This window comes from Brevundimonas sp., from assembly GCF_031412435.1.
In the GTDB taxonomy this organism is placed as follows: Bacteria; Pseudomonadota; Alphaproteobacteria; order Caulobacterales; family Caulobacteraceae; genus Brevundimonas.
The window spans coordinates 1-21,893 of record NZ_JANODA010000073.1; the positions used below are offsets into that span (position 1 = coordinate 1).

The following is a 21,893-nucleotide window of genomic DNA, read 5'->3' on the forward strand; positions in this document are numbered from 1 at the left end:
GCCGATGACCCACAGGCTGCCCTCGGGCTTCAGCACCCGGCGGCATTCGCTCAGCCAGGCGCGGGTGAAGGCGTCATAGGCGGCGAAGCTGTCGAACTTGTCCCAGTCGTCGTCGACCGCATCGACCCTGGAATTGTCGGGCCGCAGCAGGTCCCCGCCCAGCTGCAGGTTATAGGGCGGGTCGGCGAACACCATGTCGACGCAGGCGTCGGGCAGGGACCGCAACACCTCGATGCAGTCGCCCCTCAGGACGACGTCGGTCTTCAGATCGGACATGGAAACGCGGCCCCGTACAGCTTGAGGACCGATTGGTGAATCATCGCGGTTAAGGGCGCGTAACCGGCGGCGGTTTCGTCGAACTCCGACAGAGAAAATAAGCTACGGCCAAGCTGAGACCGGAGGTTGGGCCGGGCGTTGGGACGTCAACGCTTCCTCCTGTCGGGACCTTTCGCCATGGCCGCTTCCAAGACCCCCTCCACCCCCGGAAACGGCGGGGAGACCCACCAGACGGCCTCGGCGCCCGACGCGCGCATCACCACCAACCACGGCGTCCCCGTCAGCGACAATCAGAACTCGCTGAAGGCCGGCCCGCGCGGCCCCTCGCTGCTGGAGGACTTCGTCCTGCGCGAGAAGATCCAGCATTTCGACCATGAGCGCATCCCCGAGCGCATCGTCCACGCCCGCGGCTCGGCCGCCCACGGCGTGTTCGAACTGACCGAGAGCCTCGCCGATTACACCACGGCCAAAATCCTCACCGAGGTCGGCAAGAAGACCGAGCTGTTCACCCGCTTCTCCACCGTGGCGGGCGGGGCGGGCAGCGTCGACACGCCCCGCGACGTGCGCGGCTTCGCCGTGAAGTTCTACACCAAGGAGGGCAACTGGGACCTCGTCGGCAACAACATCCCGGTCTTCTTCATCCAGGACGCGATCAAATTCCCAGACCTGGTCCACGCCGTGAAGATGGAGGCCGACCGCGGCTATCCGCAGGCGGCCAGCGCCCATGACACCTTCTGGGACTTCGTCGGCCTGATGCCCGAGACCACCCACATGATCATGTGGGCCATGTCCGACCGGACCATCCCGCGCAGCCTGCGGATGATTGAGGGCTTCGGCGTCAACACCTTCCGCCTGATCAATGCGGCGGGTGAGGCGACCTTCGTCAAATTCCACTGGCGGCCCCGGCTGGGGACGCAGTCCACCTGCTGGGACGAGGCGGTCAAGATCGCCGGCGCCGATCCCGATTTCCACCGCCGCGACCTGTTCGAGGCTATCGACGCTGGCGACTTCCCCGAGTGGGAATTCGGCGTCCAGCTGCTGAGCCAGGACGAGGCCGACGCCCTGCCGTTCGACATCCTCGACGCGACCAAGCTGATCCCGGAGGAAGTCCATCCCATCCGCGTGGTCGGGAAGATGACGCTCAACCGCAACCCCGACAATTTCTTCGCCGAGACCGAGCAGGTCGCCTTCCTGCCTACCAACATCGTCCCCGGCATCGACTTCTCGGAAGACCCTCTGCTGCAGGGCCGGCTGTTCTCCTATCAGGACACCCAGCTGTCGCGTCTGGGCACGGTCAATTTCCACCAGCTGCCGATCAACCAGGCGAAGGGCTGCCCATTCCAGAACATGCAGCGCGACGGCCAGATGCAGACCCAGGTCTTCACCGGCCGCGCCAACTATGAGCCCAACAGCCTCAGCCAGGCGGGCGAGGAGGGCGGTCCGCGCGAGGACCCCAAGGGCGGGTTCCGCAGCTTCGAAGTGCCGATGGAAGGGTCCAAGGTCCGCCTGCGCGCCGAAAGTTTCGCCGACCACTACAGCCAGGCCCGGCTGTTCTTCCGCTCCCAGACCGAGATCGAACAGGCCCACCTCGCCAGCGCGCTCGTGTTCGAACTGTCCAAGGTGACGATGGATCACGTCCGCGACCGGGTTCTGGGCAATCTGCAGAACGTCGATGCGACCCTGGCCCAGCGCGTGGCGGACGGCCTGAACGTCAAACTGCCCGCCGCCACTCCCGCCGCGAGCGAGCCCTTCGACATGGACGCCTCGCCCGCCCTGCGCATCGTCGGCAAATATCCCGACACCCTGAAGGGCCGCGCTGTCGGCATCCTGGTCACCGACGGCGCAGACAGTTCGGTCATCGACGCCGTCAAGGCGGCGGCCGAAGGACAGGGCGCGACGGTCAAGATCGTGGCGCCGAAGATCGGCGGCGTGACCCTCAAAGGCGGCAGGAAGCTGAAGGCCGACGGCCAACTGGCCGGTACGCCATCGGTCGTGTTCGACGCGGTCGCTCTGGTGCTGTCCGAAGCCGGATGCGCCGAACTGCTGAAAGAGAGCGCGGCGGTCGATTTCGCGGCCTTCGCCTTTGCCCACCTGAAGGCGATCGGGTTCACCGCCGAGGCCCAGCCGCTGCTGGACAAGGCCAATGTCGAGCCCGACGACGGCGTGATCGATCTGTCCGACGGCGTCGACGGTTGGCTGGCTCCCGCCGCGACGCGCCAGTGGGACCGCGAGCCCCAGGTGCGCATGCTGGCCTGACTTCGCGTCCGGCGTCTCTCGTTCGGGAGACGCCGGAACGCAACATCGGATCACCCTTTGTTACAGCCCGGCCTCGCCTTCGCGCGCGCAGCACGTTAGTCAGTGCGACACTTGAGCGGGGTCAACCCGCCGACCTCGACACGGCTTCAGGGGACTATCGATGACTCAGTGGGTGTACGGCTTCGGAGGTGGTTCCGCCGACGGCGATGCGTCGTTGAAAAACCTGCTCGGCGGCAAGGGCGCGAACCTGGCCGAGATGGCCAGGCTGGGCCTGCCGGTGCCCCCCGGGTTCACCGTGACGACTGAGGCCTGCGTCCACTATTTCTCGAACGGGAACGCCTATCCCGCCGATCTGGCCGGACAGGTCGCCGCCGGTTTGAAGACCGTCGAATCGATCGTCGGCAAGACGTTCGGCGATGCGTCGAACCCGCTCCTGGTCTCGGTCCGCTCGGGCGCCCGCGCCTCTATGCCGGGTATGATGGACACGGTCCTGAACCTCGGCCTCAACGACGAGACGGTCGAGGGCTTGGCGAAGCTGTCGGGCGATCGCCGCTTCGCCTTCGACTCCTACCGCCGCTTCATCACCATGTATTCGAACGTGGTGCTGGGCCTCAGCCACGACGATTTCGAGGAGGTGCTGGACGACCACAAGGATCGTCTGGGCGTCACCGTCGACACCGACCTGTCGGCCGCCGACTGGGAAAAGGTCGTCACCGAATACAAGACCGTGGTCGAACGCGAGCTGGGCACGCCGTTCCCGCAGGATCCGCACGAACAGCTGTGGGGCGCGGTCTCGGCCGTCTTCGCCAGCTGGATGAACGACCGGGCCAAATTCTATCGCCGCATGCACGACATCCCCGAAAGCTGGGGCACGGCCGTCAACATCCAGTCGATGGTGTTCGGCAATATGGGCGAGACCTCGGCCACCGGCGTCGCTTTCACCCGCAACCCGTCGACGGGCGAATCGAAGCTGTACGGCGAGTTCCTGATCAACGCCCAGGGCGAGGACGTCGTCGCCGGTATCCGCACGCCCCAGTCCCTGACCCGGGCCGGCCGCGAGGAGATGGGCGAGACCGCCCCCTCGATGGAAGAGGCGATGCCCACCGTGTTCGCCCAGTTCGTGGACGTCGTCGGCACGCTGGAGCGCCACTATCGCGATATGCAGGACATCGAGTTCACGGTCGAACAGGGCCGACTGTGGATGCTGCAGACCCGAAACGGCAAGCGCACCGCCAAGTCGGCGCTGAAGATCGCCGTCGATCTCGCCGCCGAGGGGGTGATTTCCCAGGAAGAGGCCATCAGCCGGGTCGAACCCTCGGCGCTGGACCAGCTGCTGCACCCGACGCTGGACCCGGACGCGGTCCGCCATGTGGTCGCCGCCGGCCTGCCTGCCAGCCCCGGGGCCGCCACCGGCAAGGTCTGTTTCGACGCCGATGAGGCCGAGCGGCTGAACCAGCTGGGCGACGCGGTGATTCTGGTGCGTGAGGAGACCTCGCCGGAGGACATTCACGGCATGCATGCGGCGCGCGGCATCGTCACGGCGCGCGGCGGCATGACCAGCCACGCGGCCGTGGTCGCGCGCGGCATGGGCCGCCCCTGCGTCTCGGGCGCCGGGGAGATCCAAATCGACGAGAAGGCCCAGACCTTCACCGCGCGGGGCCGCACCTTCAAGGCCGGCGAGATCATCACCATTGATGGCTCGAAGGGCGAGGTTCTGGACGGCGCCGTGGCCATGATCGAGCCCGAGCTGACGGGCGACTTCCAGACCCTGATGGCCTGGGCCGACAAGGTCCGTCGTCTGCGGGTGCGTGCCAATGCCGAGACTCCGCTGGACGCCCGCACGGCGCGGGGCTTCGGGGCCGAGGGCATCGGCCTGTGCCGGACCGAACACATGTTCTTCGACGAGGCCCGGATCGCCGCCGTGAGCGAGATGATCCTGGCCGATGACGAGGCCGGGCGCCGCACCGCGCTGAACAAGATCGAGCCGTTCCAGAAGTCGGACTTCGTCGAGCTGTTCACCATCATGGCTGGCCTGCCGGTCACCGTGCGCCTGCTCGACCCGCCCCTGCACGAGTTCATCCCCCACACAGACGAGGACATCGATGCCCTGGCGGCGACCTCGGGCATCGACGCCGCCAAGCTGAAGCGCCGCGCCCGCGAACTGCACGAGACCAACCCGATGCTCGGCCACCGCGGTTGCCGTCTGGGCGTCGCCTATCCCGAGATCTACGAGATGCAGGTGCGGGCCATCCTTGAGGCCGCGCTGGAGGTCAAGCAAACAGGCGCGCAGGCCGCCCCGATCCCGGAGATCATGCACCCGCTTGTGGCCATGGGTCTGGAGATGAAATACCTGCGCGACCTGACCGACCGCACCGCGCGCGACGTCTTCGCCAAGGCCGGTGACAGCGTCGAGTATCTGGTCGGCACCATGATCGAACTGCCGCGCGCCGCCCTGCGCGCCGGCGACCTGGCCGAGCACGCCGAGTTCTTCTCCTTCGGCACCAACGACCTGACCCAAACGACGTTTGGTATCAGCCGCGACGACTCGGGTCGGTTCCTGCAGGCCTATATGGACAAGGGCATCTTCGAGACCGATCCCTTCGTCCGCCTCGATCAGGAGGGCGTCGGCGACCTGATCCGCATTGCCGCCGAGCGCGGCGGGGCGGTCCGTCCCGACATCAAGATGGGAATCTGCGGAGAACACGGCGGCGACCCCGCCTCGATCGCCTTCTGTGAACAGGTCGGCCTGGCCTACGTCAGCTGCAGCCCCTACCGCGTGCCGATCGCGCGTTTGGCTGCGGCCCAGGCGGCTCTGGTCTCGCGTGGCGGCGAGGCGCGCGAGAAGGATCGATAGCCCATGACGACGATCGCAGTCGTCGGCCCCGGCGCCATCGGCGGAACGGTCGCCGCGTGGCTGTCGCACAGCCCGCACGTCTCGTCGGTCACCCTGTGCGCCCGGACTCGGCTCGACCGCCTGGTGGTCGAGGCCCCCAACGGCCGCCTGATCGAGGCGTCGCCCCGCGTCGTCATCGACCCGTCCGGGATCACCGCCCCCGTCGACTGGGTCCTCGTCTCCACCAAGGCCTATGACGTCGCCGCCGCCTCGGCATGGCTCGCGCCCCTTGTGGGCCCGGAGACCCATGTCGCCGTGCTCCAGAACGGCGTTGAGCACATTGAGCGGTTCGCCCCGTTCGTCGCGCGCGAGCGGATCGTCCCCGTCGTCGTCGACATCCCGGCCGAACGCAGCGCCCCCGGCCGCATCCAGCACCGTCGCGACGGCACGATCGTCGTTCCGGCCGGGGAGGCGGGCGAGGCCTTTGCCGCCTTGTTCGCCGAGAGCGTCATCGTCGCCTCGACCACCGATGACTTCACCACCGTCGCCTGGACCAAATTGGCCCTGAACTGCGCCGGTGCGGTCAACGCCCTGACCGGTCTGCCAGGCGGCGTGGTCACAAAAGCTGGTGTCGCCGACCTGATGCGGGGCATGGTCCGCGAGTGCGTCCTCGTCGGCCGGGCGGTCGGCGCGGAGCTGGGCGACCACATTCCCGAATGGGTCGTGGAGCGGGCCGAGACCTCGCCGCCCGACTCGGTGAACTCCCTGCTCGGCGATCGTCTAGCCGGTCGGCCCATGGAGTGGGACGCCCGCAACGGCGTCATCGCCCGCCTCGGCGCGCGCCACGGAATCCCCACGCCGCTAAACAGGATGGCGGCGACCCTGCTGTCAACGATGGAATAGGGCGACAAGGCGGCGAGTATAACGCCGTCTGTGCTTCGGCGCGCACAGTTTCCATCATGTAATGATCCGGCCTTGGAACGGCCCCTCTGGATACATACTTGAGCTCTCGCTGGATGGGGCCGGGACAACAGTCCCGCATCTAGGAGTTAAAGAAACAATGCGTAATATTCTTCTCGCGACCGCCGCTATTTCCCTGTTCGCTGTTCCGGCGATGGCCCAGACCGTCTCCTCGCCTCAGTGGTCGGGTTCGGTCGGCTATACGGTGCTTGACGGCGACGACGTCAACCTCGGCGCGATCACGGGCCGGGCCACCGCCCGCCTGAGCCCGAACTTCGCCGTCGAAGGCGAAGCCTCCATCGGGGTCAAGGACGACGACATCACCGTGGCCGGCGTGAACGGCTCGGTGGAACAGGACTACGATGCCGCCCTGTACGCAGTGGGCGTCCTGCCGGTCAGCCCGAACTTCGAGCTGTTCGGCCGCGTCGGCTACGGCACGACCTCGATCAAGGCCGACATCGCCGGCATCAGCGCCGAGGAAGACGGCGAGAGCGTCAACTACGGCGTCGGCGGTACCTACTACCTGGACGCCCAGAACGGCCTGCGCGCCGACTGGACCCGTCGCGACTTCACCGACGACAACGGCGGTGAGATCGACACCTATGGCGTCAGCTACGTGCGTCGCTTCTAAAGACGAACCGGCTCCCCGTCCGCTGTGCGGGCGGGGATGCCGTCACGTGGGTTCCGCCACGAGCGCCCAGCGCATCGACCCGTCGCCGAACGGCCGGATGAACCATTCCGAATAGCGCTCGAAGGCCTCGACCACGGCCTGACGCAGGTCGTTTGTGACCGGCTCGCCGCGCTGTCGCTTCAGGGCCGCGACACAGTCGATGACGACGTTCTGGTGCGCCGAACCGCCGAGTGATTTCAGCACCATCGCGACATCACGTGCGAGGGCTTCGAGGAAGTTGGGCTTGGCGGGCGCTTGGCTCATCCGGGGACTCCGTTCCGGGCGGCGTCTGGTTGCGAATACCTCCCAGACTCGCGCAGCAGGCGCAAGCTATGCCGGTGTTCGTCGGGTCATCAGTTCGTGATCAGCGCTTCCTGACGAACACCGTCCCCGCCGAATAGCCCGCGCCGAAGCTGCAGATCAGGCCTGTGTCGCCCGCCTCGAAGCCGTCCTGATGCAGGTGGAAGGCGATGATCGAACCGGCCGACGAGGTGTTGGCGTACTCGTCCAGTATGATGACGTTCTCGTCTGCGGCGGGATCACGACCCAGGACCTTGCGGCCGATCATCTGGTTCATGTTGATGTTGGCCTGGTGCAGCCACATCCGCTTCAGGCCGGTCGGCTCGATGCCCAGTTCGCCGGCGTGATCGACGATCATGTCGGAGACCATGGGCACCACGTCCTTGAAGACCTTGCGGCCCTGCTGGATGAACAGCTTGTCGTCCTGCTGGCCGGCGGCGCGGTCGGAACCGGCGACGGCATTCGTTTCCAGCGCCCAGCGGTTCAGGAAGCCGAAATTGTTGCGGATGTTGTTGGAGAAGACCGTCTTCAGGCGCGTCCCCAGGACATCCCAGCCGCCGGGCCCTGCCGTGTCCGAGCTCTCCACGATCACGGCGGTGCAGACGTCGCCGAAGATGAAGTGGCTGTCGCGGTCGGTGAAATTCAGGTGAGCCGAACAGACCTCGGGGTTGACCATCAGCACGGCCTTGACCGAGCCCGAGGCGATGAAGTCGGCCGCCGTCTTGATGCCGAAGGTCGCCGAGGAACAGGCCACATTCATGTCGAAACCGAAGCCCTCGATGCCCAGGGCCTGCTGGACCTCGACGGCCAGTGCCGGATAGGGGCGGGGCATGTTCGACGCGGCGCACAGGACGGCGCCGATCTCCGAGACCGGCTTGCCCCAGGCCTCGATCGCCTGACGGGCCGCCTTCACGGCCATCTCGGCCATGATCGACAGTTCTTCGTTGCCGCGTTCGGGGATGCGCGGCGCCATCCGTTGGGGGTCGAGCACGCCGGCCTTGTCGAGCACGAACCGGCTCTTGATGCCCGACGCCTTCTCGATGAACTCGACGGAGGAGGGCGTGAGGGCCGCGACGTCGCCCTCGGCGATCTGGAGCGCGTGGTCCTTGTTCCAGTTCTCGGCCCAGGCGTTGTAGGCCTCCACCAGTTCGGCGTTGGAGATCGACTGTTCGGGGGTGAACAGGCCGGTGGCGGCGATGACAGCGTGTGGCAACTTCGTTGGTCCCTATCGCGAGCCCCCTTTTCGGGAGATTGGGGAGGCTCGCTGCTTGAGGGACGTTTCGCGCCCTCATCGGATTTGTCTAAGGCTTCAATAGGCCGGTGGCGGGCGGCGGTCGAGACTGGCGAGGATGCCCTTCCACCAGCGCGCGACCTGATGAGGCGGCGCCTCCGGCGGCGGATCTTTGCGGGCGGCGATCAGGGCGGTCACCAGATCCTCGGGCTCGCAGGGCCAGCCTTCCGGCGTGACATAGATCGGGTATTCGATCAGGGCCGCGGCCACGAGCGCATCCAGGCTCGCCAGGCGAGTCCTGCGCTCATAGGTCATCCTGTCCTGCGTCAGGCCCCAGCCGCCGTAGAAGGGCCGGCCATAGGTCGCCACCGTCTTGCCGCGCATCAGGGCCTCGAACCCTGACAGGGAGGTCAGGGTCGCCAGCACGTCGCAGGCCTCCAGACAGTCGATGATGTCGAAATCGTCCGCGGTCGCGTCCACGGCATGGATCGCCGAGGCGTCGAGCATCCCTAGCCGGTTGCCGCTCATGACGTCGGGATGGTTGCGGTAGATCAGAAAGGCGTCGGGATAATCGGCGCGCACGGCTTCGACCAGGCCGGAGTTGGTGCGGATGTCGCCGCAGCCCTTCAGGATCGACTTGTCGTTCTCGACCTGGCCGACGACCAGCACCTTGCGGGCGCCGCCGGGCCAGTTGGGTCGGCGGCCGTCGCCGGCCAGATTGTATTTCGACAGGCCCGCATCGACGACGCGTTCGCGAAGGGCTTCCGCCCGCGCCAGCATCCCCGGCGACTGCCCGGCGCCCTCGATCAGGCTCTCCAGCCGCGAGGGTCGGGTCGGGTCGTAGTAGACACCCTGATCGTCCAGGGCGACGCTGAGCGCCCCGAAGAAGTCCGAGCCTAGGCCGCGCGAGCGGATGAAGCCGTCCTCCATCCTCACTACCGGCGCGGTGGTGCTCGCCGCGACGCCGGCGATCTCCGCCGTCTCCTTGCCGGCCCAGTAGATCAGCCGCCCGCCGGTCTCCTCGGCCCTGGCTGCCGCCCGGCTGGCGGAGGCGAAGTATTTCATTGTCGTCCGCGGGCCGTTCAGCAGACGCCGGATCGGCGGGCGCTTCGCGGGCGAGAATCCGACCCCGGCCCAGGTTCCAGCCAGCCGGTCGGCGCGGTCCCGCAAGGAAACCAGCCGATCGACGGCGGCCTCGACCTCGCAGCGCTCGCCCGTCACGGGATCGACGTAGCGGGGATAGGCGATCAGAGCCGCGGCGGCGACGGTCTCCAGATCGCGCGCGACCCCGCGTCGTCCGGTCTGGACCTCGTCCGTCGTCAGGCCCCAGCCTGAGTAGAAGGATGCGCCGAAACAGCGGACCGGCAGGCGGCGCAGCAGGGCCTCGAACCCCAGGGCAGAAGTCACGCACCAGACCTCGTCCACCTCGGCCAGAAGCTCGGCCGGGCGCACGTCCGCGTCCAGCAGGGTCACGCCCGCCAGGTCTGCGTCGACGATACAGCCCTTCTTCTTGCCTGCGGCCACGGCCGGGTGGCGTTTGACGATCAGCTGGGCGTCCGGCCGTTCCACCCTGGCCGTTCGCACCATGGCCGCGAAACTCGCCGGCCCCGCCAGCCCGTTGCCGATGGAGGCGTCGCCCGCCGTCTGGTCGACCAGCAGGATTCGCTTGCCCGGCCTCAGGATCGACCGGTCCAGCGACCCGCCCATGTTCGTCTTCGACAGGCCCGAGGCGACGATCCGCTCGGTCAGGGCGGCGGCCCGTGCGTGCATGTCGGCGTCGCACCAGGCGGGAGCAGTCTCGATCAGCCGTTCCAGTCGCGAGGGCCGGGTTGCATCATAGTAGATCCCCATGTCGTCGACGATCAGGCTGAGGGACGCAGCGCCCGTCTCGCCGAGGCCGATCGACCGCAGGAAGCCGTCCTCCAGCGCCAGATAGGGCAGGTTCCGCCGCTTCGCACGCGCCCGACCGGCCTTCGACGACGGTTTCAGGCCCCAGCCGACGACGGCGTCCACCGGGGCGAACGGGCTGGCCTTCAGGTCCAACTCGGGCAGGAACGTCCGCAGGAATGGAACGTCAAGGATCCCCGGAGAACACACCCAGGCGCGCCGGGGCGAATCGCCGGGCGCATCCGTGCTGAGAGGGACAGGGTGTTGCAACCGTTACGCTTTCGCCGGGACCGGCCGCTGGTCTATCGGCTCGCGGCGGCGCGCGCCAGCAGGGCCTGTGCGCGTGTGAGATGAAGCCGCTCGACCATGGCGCCTGCGACGCGGATCGCGCCCGATCCCTCCGCCTCCGGAGCAGCGAACGCGTCGACGACGGCTCGCGCCTGCGCGATCTCGTCAGGGGTCGGAGAAAAGGCTGCGTTGGCCGCCTCGATCTGGTTCGGATGGATCAGGCTCTTGCCGTCAAAGCCGTAGAGCCGACCCTGCGCGCACTCAGCCGCCAGTCCTTCCGGATCGCTCAACCCGTTGAATACGCCGTCGATGGCCGCCAGCCCGTTGGCCCGCGCCGCCGCCACCGTCGCCGCCAGCCAGGGCTTAAGCGGTTCGCGATCTGTGGACAGCCCCGTTCCCAGCGCGGCCGCGAGGTCGTTGACCCCCAGCATCAGCGCACTCAGCGGCCCTCCGGCCCCTGCGATACTTTGGAGATCGAGGAGGGCCTTTGGCGTTTCGATCATGGCGCAGAGCTGCACGGTTTCATGGATGCGTGCGTCATAGGCGTCGATCAGGCCCGGCTCCTCGACCTTGGGCGCGACGATCCAGTCGAGAGGCAGTCCGGCGAGCGCCTCCAGATCGGCCTCGCCCCATTCGGTCCCCAAGGAATTGACCCGCACCCCGACCGCGCCCTTGAAGCCGCCGGCCTTCAAGGCCGCGACCGCCGCCGCCCGCGCCGCGGTCTTCATCTCCGGCGCGACCGCGTCCTCGAGGTCCAGTACGGCGAGGTCGCAGTCCAGGCCGCGCGCCTTCTCGACGGCGCGGGCGTTTGAGGCGGGCAGAAACAGCAGACTGCGGGGGATGTCCACGCTCAGACCTTGCCCGTGACGGGGATCAGGGCGCCGGTGATCGACCGCGACGCCGGCGAGGCGAGGAACAGCATGACCTCGGCCAGATCCGAGGGCCGGACCCATTTGGCCGGATCGGCGTCGGGCATGTCCTTACGGTTCTGCGGTGTGTCGAGGATCGAGGGCAGGACGGCGTTGACGGTCACCGACGTGTTCTTGAGCTCTTCGGCCAAGGCCTCGGTCAGCCGGTGCACCGCCGACTTGGACGCGCCGTAGGCGCCCATCCCCGCCCCCGCCTTGAGCGCGCCGTTGGCCCCGACATTGACGATCCGGCCCTCGGTCGAGGCCTTCAGATGGGGCAGGGCGGCGCGGCTGGCGTTCAACGCGGTGGTCAGGTTCAGGGCGAACATCTTGTCCCACGCGGGTCTGGCGTCGTCCGTCGTCTGCCAGACGAAGCCGCCGGCGATGTTGAGCAGGGCGTCGATGCCGCCGAACCGTTCGACCACCTGGGTTATCGCCGCCTCGGTCGCCCCCGGATCGGTCAGGTCCACCCCGCCGATCTCCAGCGCCCCGTTCGGAGCCGCCTCGCCCGACGCATGATCGATCAGGGCGACGTTCAATCCGTTGGCCAGCGCCGCCTTGACGACGGCCTTGCCGAGAATACCGTGGCCGCCGGTGACGACGAGGGTGCGGGTGGTCATGGGTGGGTCTCCGGTTCCCGCCCTCATCTCTCTTTCGTCATCGTCCGGCAAGCCGCTCTTGCGGCGCGGACCGGGGGACGCCTCTCCGGCCGATCGAGATCGAACCGGAGGGCGCCGAAGGCGATCTGTTCAGACCCGATGTCGGAAGCAGGCCTGCGCCACCGTTTCGCGCTCTCGCGCGCGTCTGGGTCCTCCGGTCGCTCTGCGTCGGAGGAATCACTGCAGGGGCCACAGCCTCGCCGCCCCGCGCACCCCGGACGCATCCCCCCACACCGCCGGCGTGATCCGCCCGGCCCAGTGATCGGAGAAGGCGTACCGCTCCACCACCTCTGGAAGTCGCTCGTACAGTTCCGTCACGTTCGACATGCCGCCGCCCAGCACGAAGACGTCGGGATCGATGAGGTTGGCGGTCATCGCGATCGCCCGGCCCAGACGGTCGACATAGCGGTCGAGGCTCTCAACGGACGCCGCTTCGCCCGCCCGCGCCGCGGCCACGATGCCGGGCGCGTCCAGGGCCTCACCTGTTCGTTCCAGATGATCCCGCTGCAAGCCCGAGCCCGACACCCAGGTCTCCAGACACCCGTTCAGCCCGCACCAGCATTTTGGCCCCGGCGCTTCTTCGACGCTCGACCAGGGCAGGCTGACGTGGCCGATCTCGGCGGCGACCCCGCCGACGCCTTCGACCAGCGCCCCGTCGACGACCAACCCGCCGCCGCAGCCGGTGCCGATGATGATAGCGAAGGCTACCTTGGCCCCTGCCGCCGCTCCGTCTGTCGCCTCCGACAGGGCCAGACAGTTGGCGTCGTTGACCAGACGGATCGGCCGCCCCAGCCGCGCCTCCAGATCGTCGCCGAACCGGCGCCCGTTCAGATAGGTTGAGTTCGAGTTCCGCATCAGCCCGGTACGCGGAGACGGGGAGCCCGGCGTGCCCATGCCGACCGTGCCGGTCCGCCTGCTCTCGGCTTCGATGAAGGTCACGAGGTCCGCGACAGCGTCGATGGCGGCGTCATAGGCCCCGGGATTGGGCACGCGCTTCCGGGCGAGGACCGCGCCGTCGGCGTCCAGCCCCACGGCCTCGATCTTGGTTCCGCCGAAGTCGATCCCGATGCGCATGAAGGAGGCTTAGCGGCCGAACACCTTGCCCAGCAACCGCTCCAGCGCCTCGGCGTCCACCGTGTCGAACGCCGCCTTACGCGTCGCATCCACGTCGAACACGGCGATCAACTTGCCTGACGCGTCGATGACCGGAACCACAATCTCGCTCTCCGACCGGCCGTCGCACGCGATGTGACCGGGAAAGGCGTGGACGTCCTCGACCAACTGCGTCGTCCGGGTCTCCGCCGCCGTCCCGCAGACGCCGCGCCCGAAGGCGATCCGCAGACAGCCCAACGTGCCCTGATAGGGACCGACGACCAGTTCACGATCCTTCGTCGGGTCGACAACATAGAAGCCGGTCCAGAAATAGTCCTCAAAGGCGTCCGCCAGCATCGCCGACACCGTGGCCATCTGCGCTGTCACGTTCGGTTCGCCGTCCAGGACTGCCAGGATTTCGGCCTCGACCTCGACATAGCGGGCGGCCTTGTCGGCGGGGCGGTCGTCTCTGGTGACGTAGGACATGGGGACTCCGGCGCTTCGATGGGCGAGCGCGGCATATAGGCCCCAGGGCCGACCAGCGCGAGTGAGGGCTCGTCCCTCAGGCGCAAACCACTGTTTTCTGTAGGCTAAGCTTGGCTGGACACGATTTCGGCCGCCTTGCGGCAACGCTTTGTCGCAAAACGGCGTTAACCATGATCGGAAGTTCACTGGACCAGACCGCTGGTTTGGGAAATGGTTAACGCCGAGCTGCTGTTGGGCTGCGTGGGAAACGGGTGAGGGAATGCGCGACCGCGACGCCGGAGATGACGACCGCTCGCGAGGCTCCCGCCTGCGGGGGCCGATCATGGCCGTCGCCGTCATCGCCGCACTGGCCGTGACCGCCGGGGCCGTCGCAGGTTGCAGCGATACCGGCCCGGCCTTCTGGCGCAAGGGCGACAACGCGGCCGCCAACGCCTGTCCCCGACCACAGTCCGTCACCGGTTCGGAGTTCAACGCGCAGGAAGCCGGTCTGCGCCAGCTCCGGCGCGCAGCCTTCCGCGGTGATTTCTTCGCCCAACTCGAACTCGGCGCCCGCTACGCAGCGCTGCGCGCCACCGACAAGAATATCGAGGACCCGATCGAGAGCGCGGTCTGGACCGGCATGGCCCTGGCCAATGACGAGGGCTACGCCCCGATCAACCGGGCGGATCGCGGCGGCCTCTTCGGCGGGCTGCGGAACGTGTCGCGCTATGACGACTGCCGCGCCTGGGAACGCCACGTCGCCTATGAGCGGCTGGACGTCCAGCTCTCGCGCATGACGATGGACGAGCAGTCCGAGGTCCGGAACAGGATCATCTATGTCCTGTCGACCCAGGACGCCGACGGTTTCCGCGCCCTGGCCCGGCTGCACGACGCCCTCTACGGCCCGTTCGGCGAGCCTCAGGACAACGCCCAGGCGCGCGAGGCCTGGGGTCGCAACGCCGGCGGCCAGCCGGATCGCCGCCGCGCCGGCTACTACGCGGCGGTCAGCCTGTTCCCCCGGAACGACGTCGACGCCTACCTGTACAACTACCTGGCGGTTCAGACCGGCGACGTCGGGGCCTATGTTCTGCTGAAGGATTTCGAGCGGTCCTCGCCCGGGCGGTCACGCTACGGCGCCTTCGTCGAGGCCAAGGCGCGCCAGTGGGTGCCGCCCTATGAATTCTATCCGAACGAAGCCCCGGCTTCAGGCGTGCCCTTCTCGGACGAAAGCCGCCCACGCGGCGACGCCTATGAGTACGCCCTGGGCCGGATGACCGAACTGCCCTTCGTCCACGTCGGCCGCGCCCTGCGCTACCTCGGCGTGACGGAGGACGTGAAGAACGCTCCGAACGACCTGTCGGCCCGCCAGGTCCAGACGTTGGAGGCCATGCTTGGCCACAACATGGAATCGCGACTCTCTTATCTGGAGATGGTCCGCGCCATCCAGCTGGCGGCGGTGAACGGCTCGTCCGAGGCCCAGCTGGTGCTGGCGGTCATGTACTCCGAGGGCATCGGGGTCCCGCCCGACTACGCTCGTGCCTTCCACTGGTATTCCCAGGCCGACAAGCAGGGCTCGCCCGAGGCCAAGTTCGCCATGTCGACCTATTTCGCCCTCGGCGTCGCCGGGGTGGCGGATCAGGACAAGGCGGAGGCCGTGGCCTTCCGCATCGATTCGGCGCTGGCCGGCTTCGGCCCGTCCGCCTCTCGCCTGCAGGCCGTTCTGGCCCAGGTTTCCCGTTCGCAGCGCCGCTAAGGAGGGGCTGATCCGATGAAGACGTTCACTCTCGCCCTCTCCGCCCTCGCCATCGCCGCCGGCCTGACGGTCGCTGCCCCGGAGGTCCAGGCCCAGACCGCCGCCCGGGTTGAAAGCCAGACGCGCCCGAACTTCGGCCTGCTGCTGGACCCGCCCGCGAGCCAGAGCCGCCGCCAGAACCGGCCTCGCCACTGGAATTACGGCACGCACCGCCCGGGCTGGAATCCCGGCTATCAGGCCCCCTATGGCAGCCCGTTCACGCCCGGGGGCGAGGAGATCGTCCTCGTCGACTGCGGCGGCAATCCGGGCACGGGCGGCGTCGAGGCGGCGGTCCAGCGCGTGCGTCCCGGCGGCACCCTGGTCATCCGCGCACGGGGCGGCGCCTGCGTCGGCTGGCTGAACGTAGACAAGCCCATGACCATCGTCGGCGAGGGTGGGTTTGATCCGCGCCGCTGGAACGAGGGTTCGGCGATCACGCTTCAGGCGCCCGACGGCCTGCCCTGCATCACCGTGGCGTCCGGCGTGCGGCTTGAGCTCCGCGATGTCGTTCTGGCCTCGCCACGCGGCGGCGACGCGGCCTGTATTGTCAGCTACGGCGGCCAGATCGTCGCCAACCGCCTCGGCATCCGCCATGCGGGCGACGAGGCGGCCATCTACGCCGACGGAGGAGCGGTCGATCTGCGCGACACCATCATCGACGCCCAGACCATCGCCCCGGCCATCGTCGCCGACGGCGCGACTCTGAATCTATGGGAAACAGTGATCTCCGGCTCCCAGTCCGGCATCGAGATCGTGCCCGGAAATGCCGATCCGTCGCGAATCGATTCGGTGACCCTCAGCGGGACCGAGACACCGAACAACTTCGGGCCCCGCTCCATTGGTCTGGCGGTGCGGTCGCGCCGCGACTACGGCCGGGTCGAGGTCGTCAACACCCGGATCTGCGGCTTTTCCGAAGGCGTGGCGGTCGAAGGGGCTTCGGTCACGATCTCGGGCTCCAAGATATGCCGGTCCGACAAGGGCGCGGTTCTCTACAACGGCGAACTGACCCTGTCCGACAGTCGCATCCGCGCCGGTTCGGTCGGCGTGGCGGTCCAGTCCGGCCGGGCCATCGTCACCAACAACACCTTCGTCGGCATGCGCGAGGTCTTCGACCGCGAGTATCGCGCCACCCTGGACGCCTCGGGCAACCGGGTCTGGTCCGACGAACTGTGCCGACCGCGCTGGGAGGCCCGCTATCGCGACCGCTATGCGCCGCAATGGTACCAGCGTCCCGATCAGGGGTACGAATGCCAGTTCACCGCCTATCCCCGCGACTGGTGGGACGAGATGGACGGCGCCTACGGTGATCCGTACGACGACTATTCTTACTTGCCGGACAACTACGGCCGGTTCCAGCAGGGCGACGGTTGGTACGATTCCAGCGGCCGCTATGTCGACGGCGGCCGGATCCGTGGCGAGGATCGCTGGCGGCGCTAGGCGGTGGTAGGCGCGGAGGGACTCGAACCCCCAACCAGACCGTTATGAGCGGTCGGCTCTAACCATTGAGCTACGCGCCCCCGATGGTGAACGACCGGCCTAGCAGGGGCGGCTACGCCGGGTAAAGAGGCCTGACCCTGTCGGCGATTTCATCCCGATGAACGGTTTCTGCAGGTGCGACCATCCCCTCTGTTCAGGCGTTAACGGCCAAGGTTCCGCCACGGCCCTCGCAGAGAACGGGGGTCGTCCCAGGTTTCGTTCTCGATGAGGATTCTTCCATGACCCGCACTTTCAAGGCCCTGATGCCCCGCGCCTTTCTGGCAGCCGCCGCCCTGACCGCCTTCGCCGCCCCGGCCGCCTTCGCGCAATCCGCCGCCACCACTCCGATGCAGGTGCACGCCATGGCCGCCCAGCCCGCCCTCAACCTGTCCGCCTATGGTGAGGTCCGGGTCGCGCCCGACATGGCCACCATCACCTTCGGCGTTCAGACGGAGGCCGCGACGGCCCAGGCCGCCATGGCCGACAACGCGCGCCGCATGCAGGAAGTCTTCGCCGCCCTGAGCCGCGCCGGCATCGCCGACCGCGACATCCAGACCTCGGGCCTGAACCTTTCGGCCCAGTACGACTACGTCGAGAACCAGCCGCCCCGCCTGCGCGGATATCAGGCCTCCAACCAGGTCACGGTGATCATCAACGACCTGACGAAGGTCGGCACGACGGCGGACGCGGTGGTCGGCGCCGGCGTCAACCAGATCAACGGCATCTCGTTCGGCCTCAAGGATCCCAAGGGCGCCGAGGACCAGGCCCGCGTCCTGGCCGTCCGCGCCCTGCAGGACAAGGCGCGCCTGTACGCCCAGGCCTTGGGCGTCGAACTGGGCGGCATTCGCTCGCTGAACGAAGGCGGCGGTTATCAGCCTCAGCCTATGCCGGTTTACGCCATGGCCCGGATGCAGTCCGCCGACGCCTCGACCCCGGTCGCAGCCGGCGAGATGACCGTGCGGATCGACATCACCGGGACCTACGATCTGGGCAACTGACTCGGCCCCCTCTCCCCTTGTGGGAGAGGGCTTGAGCGCCCGCGAGCATCGCGAGCGGACTTGCGCGAAAGGGTGAGGGGTTTTGGTGCGCTCACCGGTTGATGTCCGGCGTCACCCCTCACCCACCGGCGCAAGGACGATCGCTACGCTCTCGTGCGCCGCCTCCCTCTCCCAAAAGGGTAGAGGGCTCTATTATTCGACACTACTACTGTTGCAGTTCTCTCCGGGCCCCCTATGTTACCGTCCGAGCAACAGCGCTGCGGGATGTCCTGCGGCCGGAGAGACTTCAATGATCGAGCGCAGACCGTTCGAGAGCCTGGGCGGCGCCAACCACGGCTGGCTGAACGCCAAACACCATTTCTCCTTCGCCAACTACTATGACCCGGCACGGATGAGCTGGGGCAATCTGCGCGTCTGGAACGACGACGAGATCGCCGCCGGCTCGGGCTTTCCGCCCCATCCGCACTCTGACATGGAGATCATCACCTATGTCCGCGAAGGGGCGATCACCCACGAGGACAGTCTGGGCAACAAGGGCCGCACCGAGGCCGGCGACGTCCAGGTCATGAGCGCTGGCACCGGCATCCGCCACGCGGAGTACAACGCCGAACCGATCCTGACCCGCATCTTCCAGATCTGGATCGAGCCCACGAAGCGCGGCGAAGCCCCGGCCTGGGGCGCCAAACCCTTCCCCAAGGGTGACCGCGCCGGTCAGTTCGTGGTCCTGGCTTCGGGCTTCGAGGGCGATGGCGACGCCCTGCCGATCCGCACCGACGCCCGCATCGTTGGCGCGACACTCAAAGCCGGTGAGAGCGCTGTCTATCCTCTGGGCGCCACGCGTCGCGGCTATCTGGTCCCCGCCATCGGCGAGGTCGAGGTCAATGGCGTCCGCCTGAACGCCCGCGACGGCGCGGCCATCTCGAACGAGGCGACGATCACGGTCACGGCCGTCAACGACGCGGAGATCGTCCTGGTCGACGCAGCCTGATCAAAGGGCTGACTTGCCCGGCGTTCCGTTTGGCGTAGCGTCGCTATACGGACCGCATTCTTCAACGCGACTCACAGACAGGGGTAAAATACATGAACGTCTTCAATGGCGCCTCGCGCTGGCAACCCGAAGCCTTGGCGATCCTGCGTATCGTCACCGGCCTGTCCTTCCTCGCCCATGGCGTCATCAAGCTGTTCGGCTTCCCCGAAGGGGCCCAGCCGGGCCAGCAGGAGATCGCCACCCTTATGGGCGTCGGCGGCGTTCTGGAGACCGTGGGCGGGGTCCTGATCATCCTGGGCCTGTTCACCCGCCCGACCGCCTTCGTCCTGTCGGGCATGATGGCGGTGGCCTACTGGATGTTCCACGCGCCCTCCAGCCCGTATCCCGCCGTCAACGGCGGCGACGCGGCCATCCTGTTCTGCTTCATCTTCCTCTATCTGGTGACCTCGGGCCCCGGCGCCTGGAGCCTGGACGGCGCGAAGAAGCGCTGAACCCATCGCTGAAATGAAGAAGGCCGGCGGATCCTGCGATCCGCCGGCCTTTTCCTTTTCCTTGTCGGGTCGGTGAGGTCAGAGAACCCCGATCATGCTCGCCACCAGCGGATGACGGACGATGTCCCCTTCGGCCAGGCGCACGACCGAGATCTCCGGCACCGCCTCCAGACGGGCCGCGATATCCGCCAGCCCGGACAGCGAGGGCAGGAGGTCCGTCTGCCCCGGATCGCCGGTGACCACCATGGTCGAGTGCCAGCCCAGTCGCGTCAGCAGCATTTTCAGCTGCACATAGGTGCAGTTCTGGGCCTCATCGATGACGATGAAGGCGTTGTTCAGGGTACGGCCGCGCATATAGCCGACCGGCGCGATCTCGATCAGCCCTTCGGCCATCAGCGCCCCGACCCGTTTCATCGTCAGCCGGTCCGACAGGGCGTCGTAGAGCGGCCGCAGATAGGGGGCCAGCTTGTCCTCCATCGCGCCGGGCAGGAAGCCGATCGATTCGCCGGCCTCCACGGCGGGGCGGGACAGGACGATGCGTCCGACCTTGCCCGCTTCCAGCGCCTCGACCGCCTTGGCGACCGCCAGATAGGTCTTGCCCGTGCCTGCCGGACCGAGCGCCACGCACAGGTTGGAGGTGTCGATGGCGTTCAACAGTGCGGCCTGACCCTCGGACTTGGGCTTCAGCGTCTTAAGATAGGCCTGGTCGCGGTCGTCGTTTGACGGATGCGGCGACCACCCCCCTCGGGTGTGTGGCGTCGGCAAGCGGCGGACTTTCGTGTCCTGGCCATAGTCGGGGCCGTCGAAGGCTCCGCCTTCGCGGGATTGACGCTTCAGGGCTGCACGCTTGGTCATCAGTGCCTCCAGGGCATGAAAAAAGGCGATGCTGCGAAAGCATCGCCTCGAACGAGGGTGGGGAGGAGAGGGGAGGCGCAGAAGCGGCATCCGGGGTCGGAGATGTATCCCACATCCAGCGGGAGAACCCGCCGCATACCCGAACGCGTCACGCACGCCCCCAAGACTCTGACCGGACCGGGATTGATCCGGCTTCGGACCCGGGGTCGAAAGGACGACCTCGAATCGCGTCAACAGATTGATGCTAACGTGGTTTCCGAAGTGTTAAAGGCGCATTCGTTTAAGCAGAGGATGATGTTTCGATGACGATCTATTCGCTGGCGGACAAGAAACCGCAGCTTCCGCCCGAAGGCGAATACTGGATCGCGGACAATGCTGTCGTCATAGGAGACGTGATTCTGAAGCCGGGCGCCAGCGTCTGGTTCGGGGCCACGGTCCGGGCCGACAACGAGACGATGATCATTGGCGAGAATACGAACATCCAGGACGGCAGCGTCCTGCATTCCGACCCGGGCTCGCCCCTGATCATCGGCCGCGACGTGACCGTGGGGCACAAGGTCATGCTTCACGGGTGCACGATCGGCGACAACAGCCTGATCGGCATCGGCGCCGTGATCCTGAACCGGGCGGTCGTGGGCAAGAACTGTCTTATCGGCGCCAACGCCCTGATCCCCGAAGGCAAGGTCATCCCCGACGGCTCCCTGGTGATGGGTCAGCCGGGCAAGGTGATCCGTGAACTAGACGAAGGGCAGATCGCCGCCCTGACGGTCTCGGCGCAGCACTATGCTCAGAACTGGAAGCGGTATGCGGCGGAGTTGAAAACGGTCTAGGCGATCCGTCGTCCGTCGAGCGCCGCCAGCGTCAGCGGCGCGCGGCTGGGCGTGCCAACACCGATCGACAGCCGCGCCGTCAGGGGCCCGACAGCCTCGCGGCGGCGTTCCTGTTCGGCCACCGGCTGATAGAGGCCGATCAGGCGATCCGCCGTGCCGTCCGGCTGGCGCAGCGGTGCTATGACGATCTCGAGCACGCCCCGAAGCCGCGAGGCCTCGGCGACCATCACCACAGGACGGGCCTCGCGGAAGGTCTGCACCACAGCGCTGGCCACCAACGGCCGGCTCGTCGGAGCCCACAGCTCAAGCCATGAGACGCCGCGCATCGGCCGCGCGTGCAGGGTCTCGATCCAGGCGCCGGCCAGACGGAAAGTCGCGCCCTCGCTGGCCCGGTCGGCGGTGAATAGCTGGGGGACCAGCCGGCCCATCCGCATTGGCTCGAACGACGCGCGCGCGGGAATCCGGCCGGCCTCGGGCAGGGCCGCCCAGTGGTCGATCAGATTTTGCGTGCCGGGATGAAACATCGCCCTCGCCTTCGACAGGCGTGGCGCAAGCCCCGGGCCGCGCCTTTAGCTAACGGAAACGAAAGACCTTTGCCGCCAGATGTCAGGCTGAACCGGCCCGCGCCCCGCGCGACG

At 67.5% G+C, this 21,893-nt stretch carries 20 protein-coding genes and 1 tRNA gene; 10 read left to right on the forward strand and 11 right to left on the reverse strand.

What is annotated here, in order from left to right:
- Positions 1–276, reverse strand: a 276-nt coding sequence (locus RMO01_RS14025) for a DNA methyltransferase (RefSeq protein WP_309629678.1), incomplete at its 3' end; no start/stop codon positions are given.
- Positions 277–453: 177 nt separating this feature from the next.
- Here RMO01_RS14025 and RMO01_RS14030 point away from each other — a divergent pair.
- The 4 genes from RMO01_RS14030 to RMO01_RS14045 all read left to right on the forward strand — a co-directional run bounded on the left by RMO01_RS14030 (position 454) and on the right by RMO01_RS14045 (position 6,956).
- Positions 454–2,532 carry a catalase gene (locus tag RMO01_RS14030; RefSeq protein WP_309629679.1) on the forward strand — a complete coding sequence of 693 codons (2,079 nt, stop codon included), beginning with the start codon at positions 454–456 and terminating at the stop codon, positions 2,530–2,532.
- Positions 2,533–2,692: 160 nt separating this feature from the next.
- Positions 2,693–5,386, forward strand: coding sequence for a pyruvate, phosphate dikinase (gene ppdK, locus RMO01_RS14035; protein ID WP_309629680.1), 2,694 nt, complete (start codon positions 2,693–2,695; stop codon positions 5,384–5,386).
- Positions 5,387–5,389: 3 nt separating this feature from the next.
- Positions 5,390–6,268, forward strand: coding sequence for a 2-dehydropantoate 2-reductase (locus RMO01_RS14040; protein WP_309629681.1), 879 nt, complete (start codon positions 5,390–5,392; stop codon positions 6,266–6,268).
- A gap of 157 nt (positions 6,269–6,425) precedes the next feature.
- Entirely contained in the window at positions 6,426–6,956 is a 531-nt protein-coding gene (locus RMO01_RS14045; protein WP_309629682.1) for a porin family protein, read from the forward strand.
- Positions 6,957–6,998: 42 nt separating this feature from the next.
- On the opposite strand, the gene RMO01_RS14050 is transcribed toward RMO01_RS14045, so the two are convergent.
- The 7 genes from RMO01_RS14050 to RMO01_RS14080 all read right to left on the reverse strand — a co-directional run bounded on the left by RMO01_RS14050 (position 6,999) and on the right by RMO01_RS14080 (position 13,846).
- Complete coding sequence (locus RMO01_RS14050) at positions 6,999–7,259, reverse strand: hypothetical protein (protein ID WP_309629683.1); 261 nt, start codon at positions 7,257–7,259, stop codon at positions 6,999–7,001.
- Between the two features lie 100 nt (positions 7,260–7,359).
- Positions 7,360–8,508, reverse strand: coding sequence for a beta-ketoacyl-ACP synthase III (locus RMO01_RS14055; RefSeq protein ID WP_309629684.1), 1,149 nt, complete (start codon positions 8,506–8,508; stop codon positions 7,360–7,362).
- A 96-nt stretch (positions 8,509–8,604) separates the two neighbouring features.
- Positions 8,605–10,569 (reverse strand): capsular polysaccharide biosynthesis protein, encoded by a 1,965-nt coding sequence (locus RMO01_RS14060; RefSeq protein WP_309629685.1) that lies wholly within the window; start codon positions 10,567–10,569, stop codon positions 8,605–8,607.
- Positions 10,570–10,715: 146 nt separating this feature from the next.
- Positions 10,716–11,549: an HpcH/HpaI aldolase/citrate lyase family protein gene (locus RMO01_RS14065; RefSeq protein WP_409013085.1), complete on the reverse strand. Its 834-nt coding sequence runs from the start codon at positions 11,547–11,549 to the stop codon at positions 10,716–10,718.
- Positions 11,550–11,551: 2 nt separating this feature from the next.
- The gene (locus tag RMO01_RS14070; RefSeq protein ID WP_309629686.1) at positions 11,552–12,229 is read right to left on the reverse strand and encodes an SDR family NAD(P)-dependent oxidoreductase; all 678 of its coding nucleotides are present in this window, start codon (positions 12,227–12,229) and stop codon (positions 11,552–11,554) included.
- Positions 12,230–12,445: 216 nt separating this feature from the next.
- On the reverse strand, positions 12,446–13,342 hold the full coding sequence (locus tag RMO01_RS14075) for an ROK family protein (RefSeq protein WP_309629687.1): 897 nt from the start codon (positions 13,340–13,342) through the stop codon (positions 12,446–12,448).
- 9 nt (positions 13,343–13,351) lie between these two features.
- Positions 13,352–13,846 carry a GAF domain-containing protein gene (locus RMO01_RS14080; RefSeq protein WP_309629688.1) on the reverse strand — a complete coding sequence of 165 codons (495 nt, stop codon included), beginning with the start codon at positions 13,844–13,846 and terminating at the stop codon, positions 13,352–13,354.
- Between the two features lie 259 nt (positions 13,847–14,105).
- On the opposite strand from RMO01_RS14080, the gene RMO01_RS14085 reads away from it, so the two are divergent.
- Positions 14,106–15,578 carry a sel1 repeat family protein gene (locus RMO01_RS14085; protein ID WP_309629689.1) on the forward strand — a complete coding sequence of 491 codons (1,473 nt, stop codon included), beginning with the start codon at positions 14,106–14,108 and terminating at the stop codon, positions 15,576–15,578.
- Between the two features lie 15 nt (positions 15,579–15,593).
- Positions 15,594–17,054 carry a hypothetical protein gene (locus tag RMO01_RS14090; protein ID WP_309629690.1) on the forward strand — a complete coding sequence of 487 codons (1,461 nt, stop codon included), beginning with the start codon at positions 15,594–15,596 and terminating at the stop codon, positions 17,052–17,054.
- Between the two features lie 4 nt (positions 17,055–17,058).
- Here RMO01_RS14090 and RMO01_RS14095 read toward each other — a convergent pair.
- A tRNA-Ile gene (locus RMO01_RS14095) sits at positions 17,059–17,134 on the reverse strand.
- 198 nt (positions 17,135–17,332) lie between these two features.
- Here RMO01_RS14095 and RMO01_RS14100 point away from each other — a divergent pair.
- The 3 genes from RMO01_RS14100 to RMO01_RS14110 all read left to right on the forward strand — a co-directional run bounded on the left by RMO01_RS14100 (position 17,333) and on the right by RMO01_RS14110 (position 19,570).
- Complete coding sequence (locus RMO01_RS14100; RefSeq protein ID WP_309629691.1) at positions 17,333–18,091, forward strand: SIMPL domain-containing protein; 759 nt, start codon at positions 17,333–17,335, stop codon at positions 18,089–18,091.
- Between the two features lie 289 nt (positions 18,092–18,380).
- Positions 18,381–19,079 carry a pirin family protein gene (locus RMO01_RS14105; RefSeq protein ID WP_309629692.1) on the forward strand — a complete coding sequence of 233 codons (699 nt, stop codon included), beginning with the start codon at positions 18,381–18,383 and terminating at the stop codon, positions 19,077–19,079.
- A gap of 92 nt (positions 19,080–19,171) precedes the next feature.
- Complete coding sequence (locus tag RMO01_RS14110) at positions 19,172–19,570, forward strand: DoxX family protein (protein ID WP_309629693.1); 399 nt, start codon at positions 19,172–19,174, stop codon at positions 19,568–19,570.
- Positions 19,571–19,648: 78 nt separating this feature from the next.
- Here RMO01_RS14110 and RMO01_RS14115 read toward each other — a convergent pair whose 3' ends face one another.
- Complete coding sequence (locus RMO01_RS14115; protein ID WP_309629704.1) at positions 19,649–20,437, reverse strand: PhoH family protein; 789 nt, start codon at positions 20,435–20,437, stop codon at positions 19,649–19,651.
- Positions 20,438–20,727: 290 nt separating this feature from the next.
- On the opposite strand from RMO01_RS14115, the gene RMO01_RS14120 reads away from it, so the two are divergent.
- Positions 20,728–21,255 carry a gamma carbonic anhydrase family protein gene (locus RMO01_RS14120; RefSeq protein WP_309629694.1) on the forward strand — a complete coding sequence of 176 codons (528 nt, stop codon included), beginning with the start codon at positions 20,728–20,730 and terminating at the stop codon, positions 21,253–21,255.
- On the opposite strand, the gene RMO01_RS14125 is transcribed toward RMO01_RS14120, so the two are convergent.
- Complete coding sequence (locus tag RMO01_RS14125; protein ID WP_309629695.1) at positions 21,252–21,779, reverse strand: PAS domain-containing protein; 528 nt, start codon at positions 21,777–21,779, stop codon at positions 21,252–21,254. The two genes, RMO01_RS14120 and RMO01_RS14125, sit on opposite strands and share 4 nt — an antisense overlap.
- Positions 21,780–21,893 lie beyond the last annotated feature (114 nt).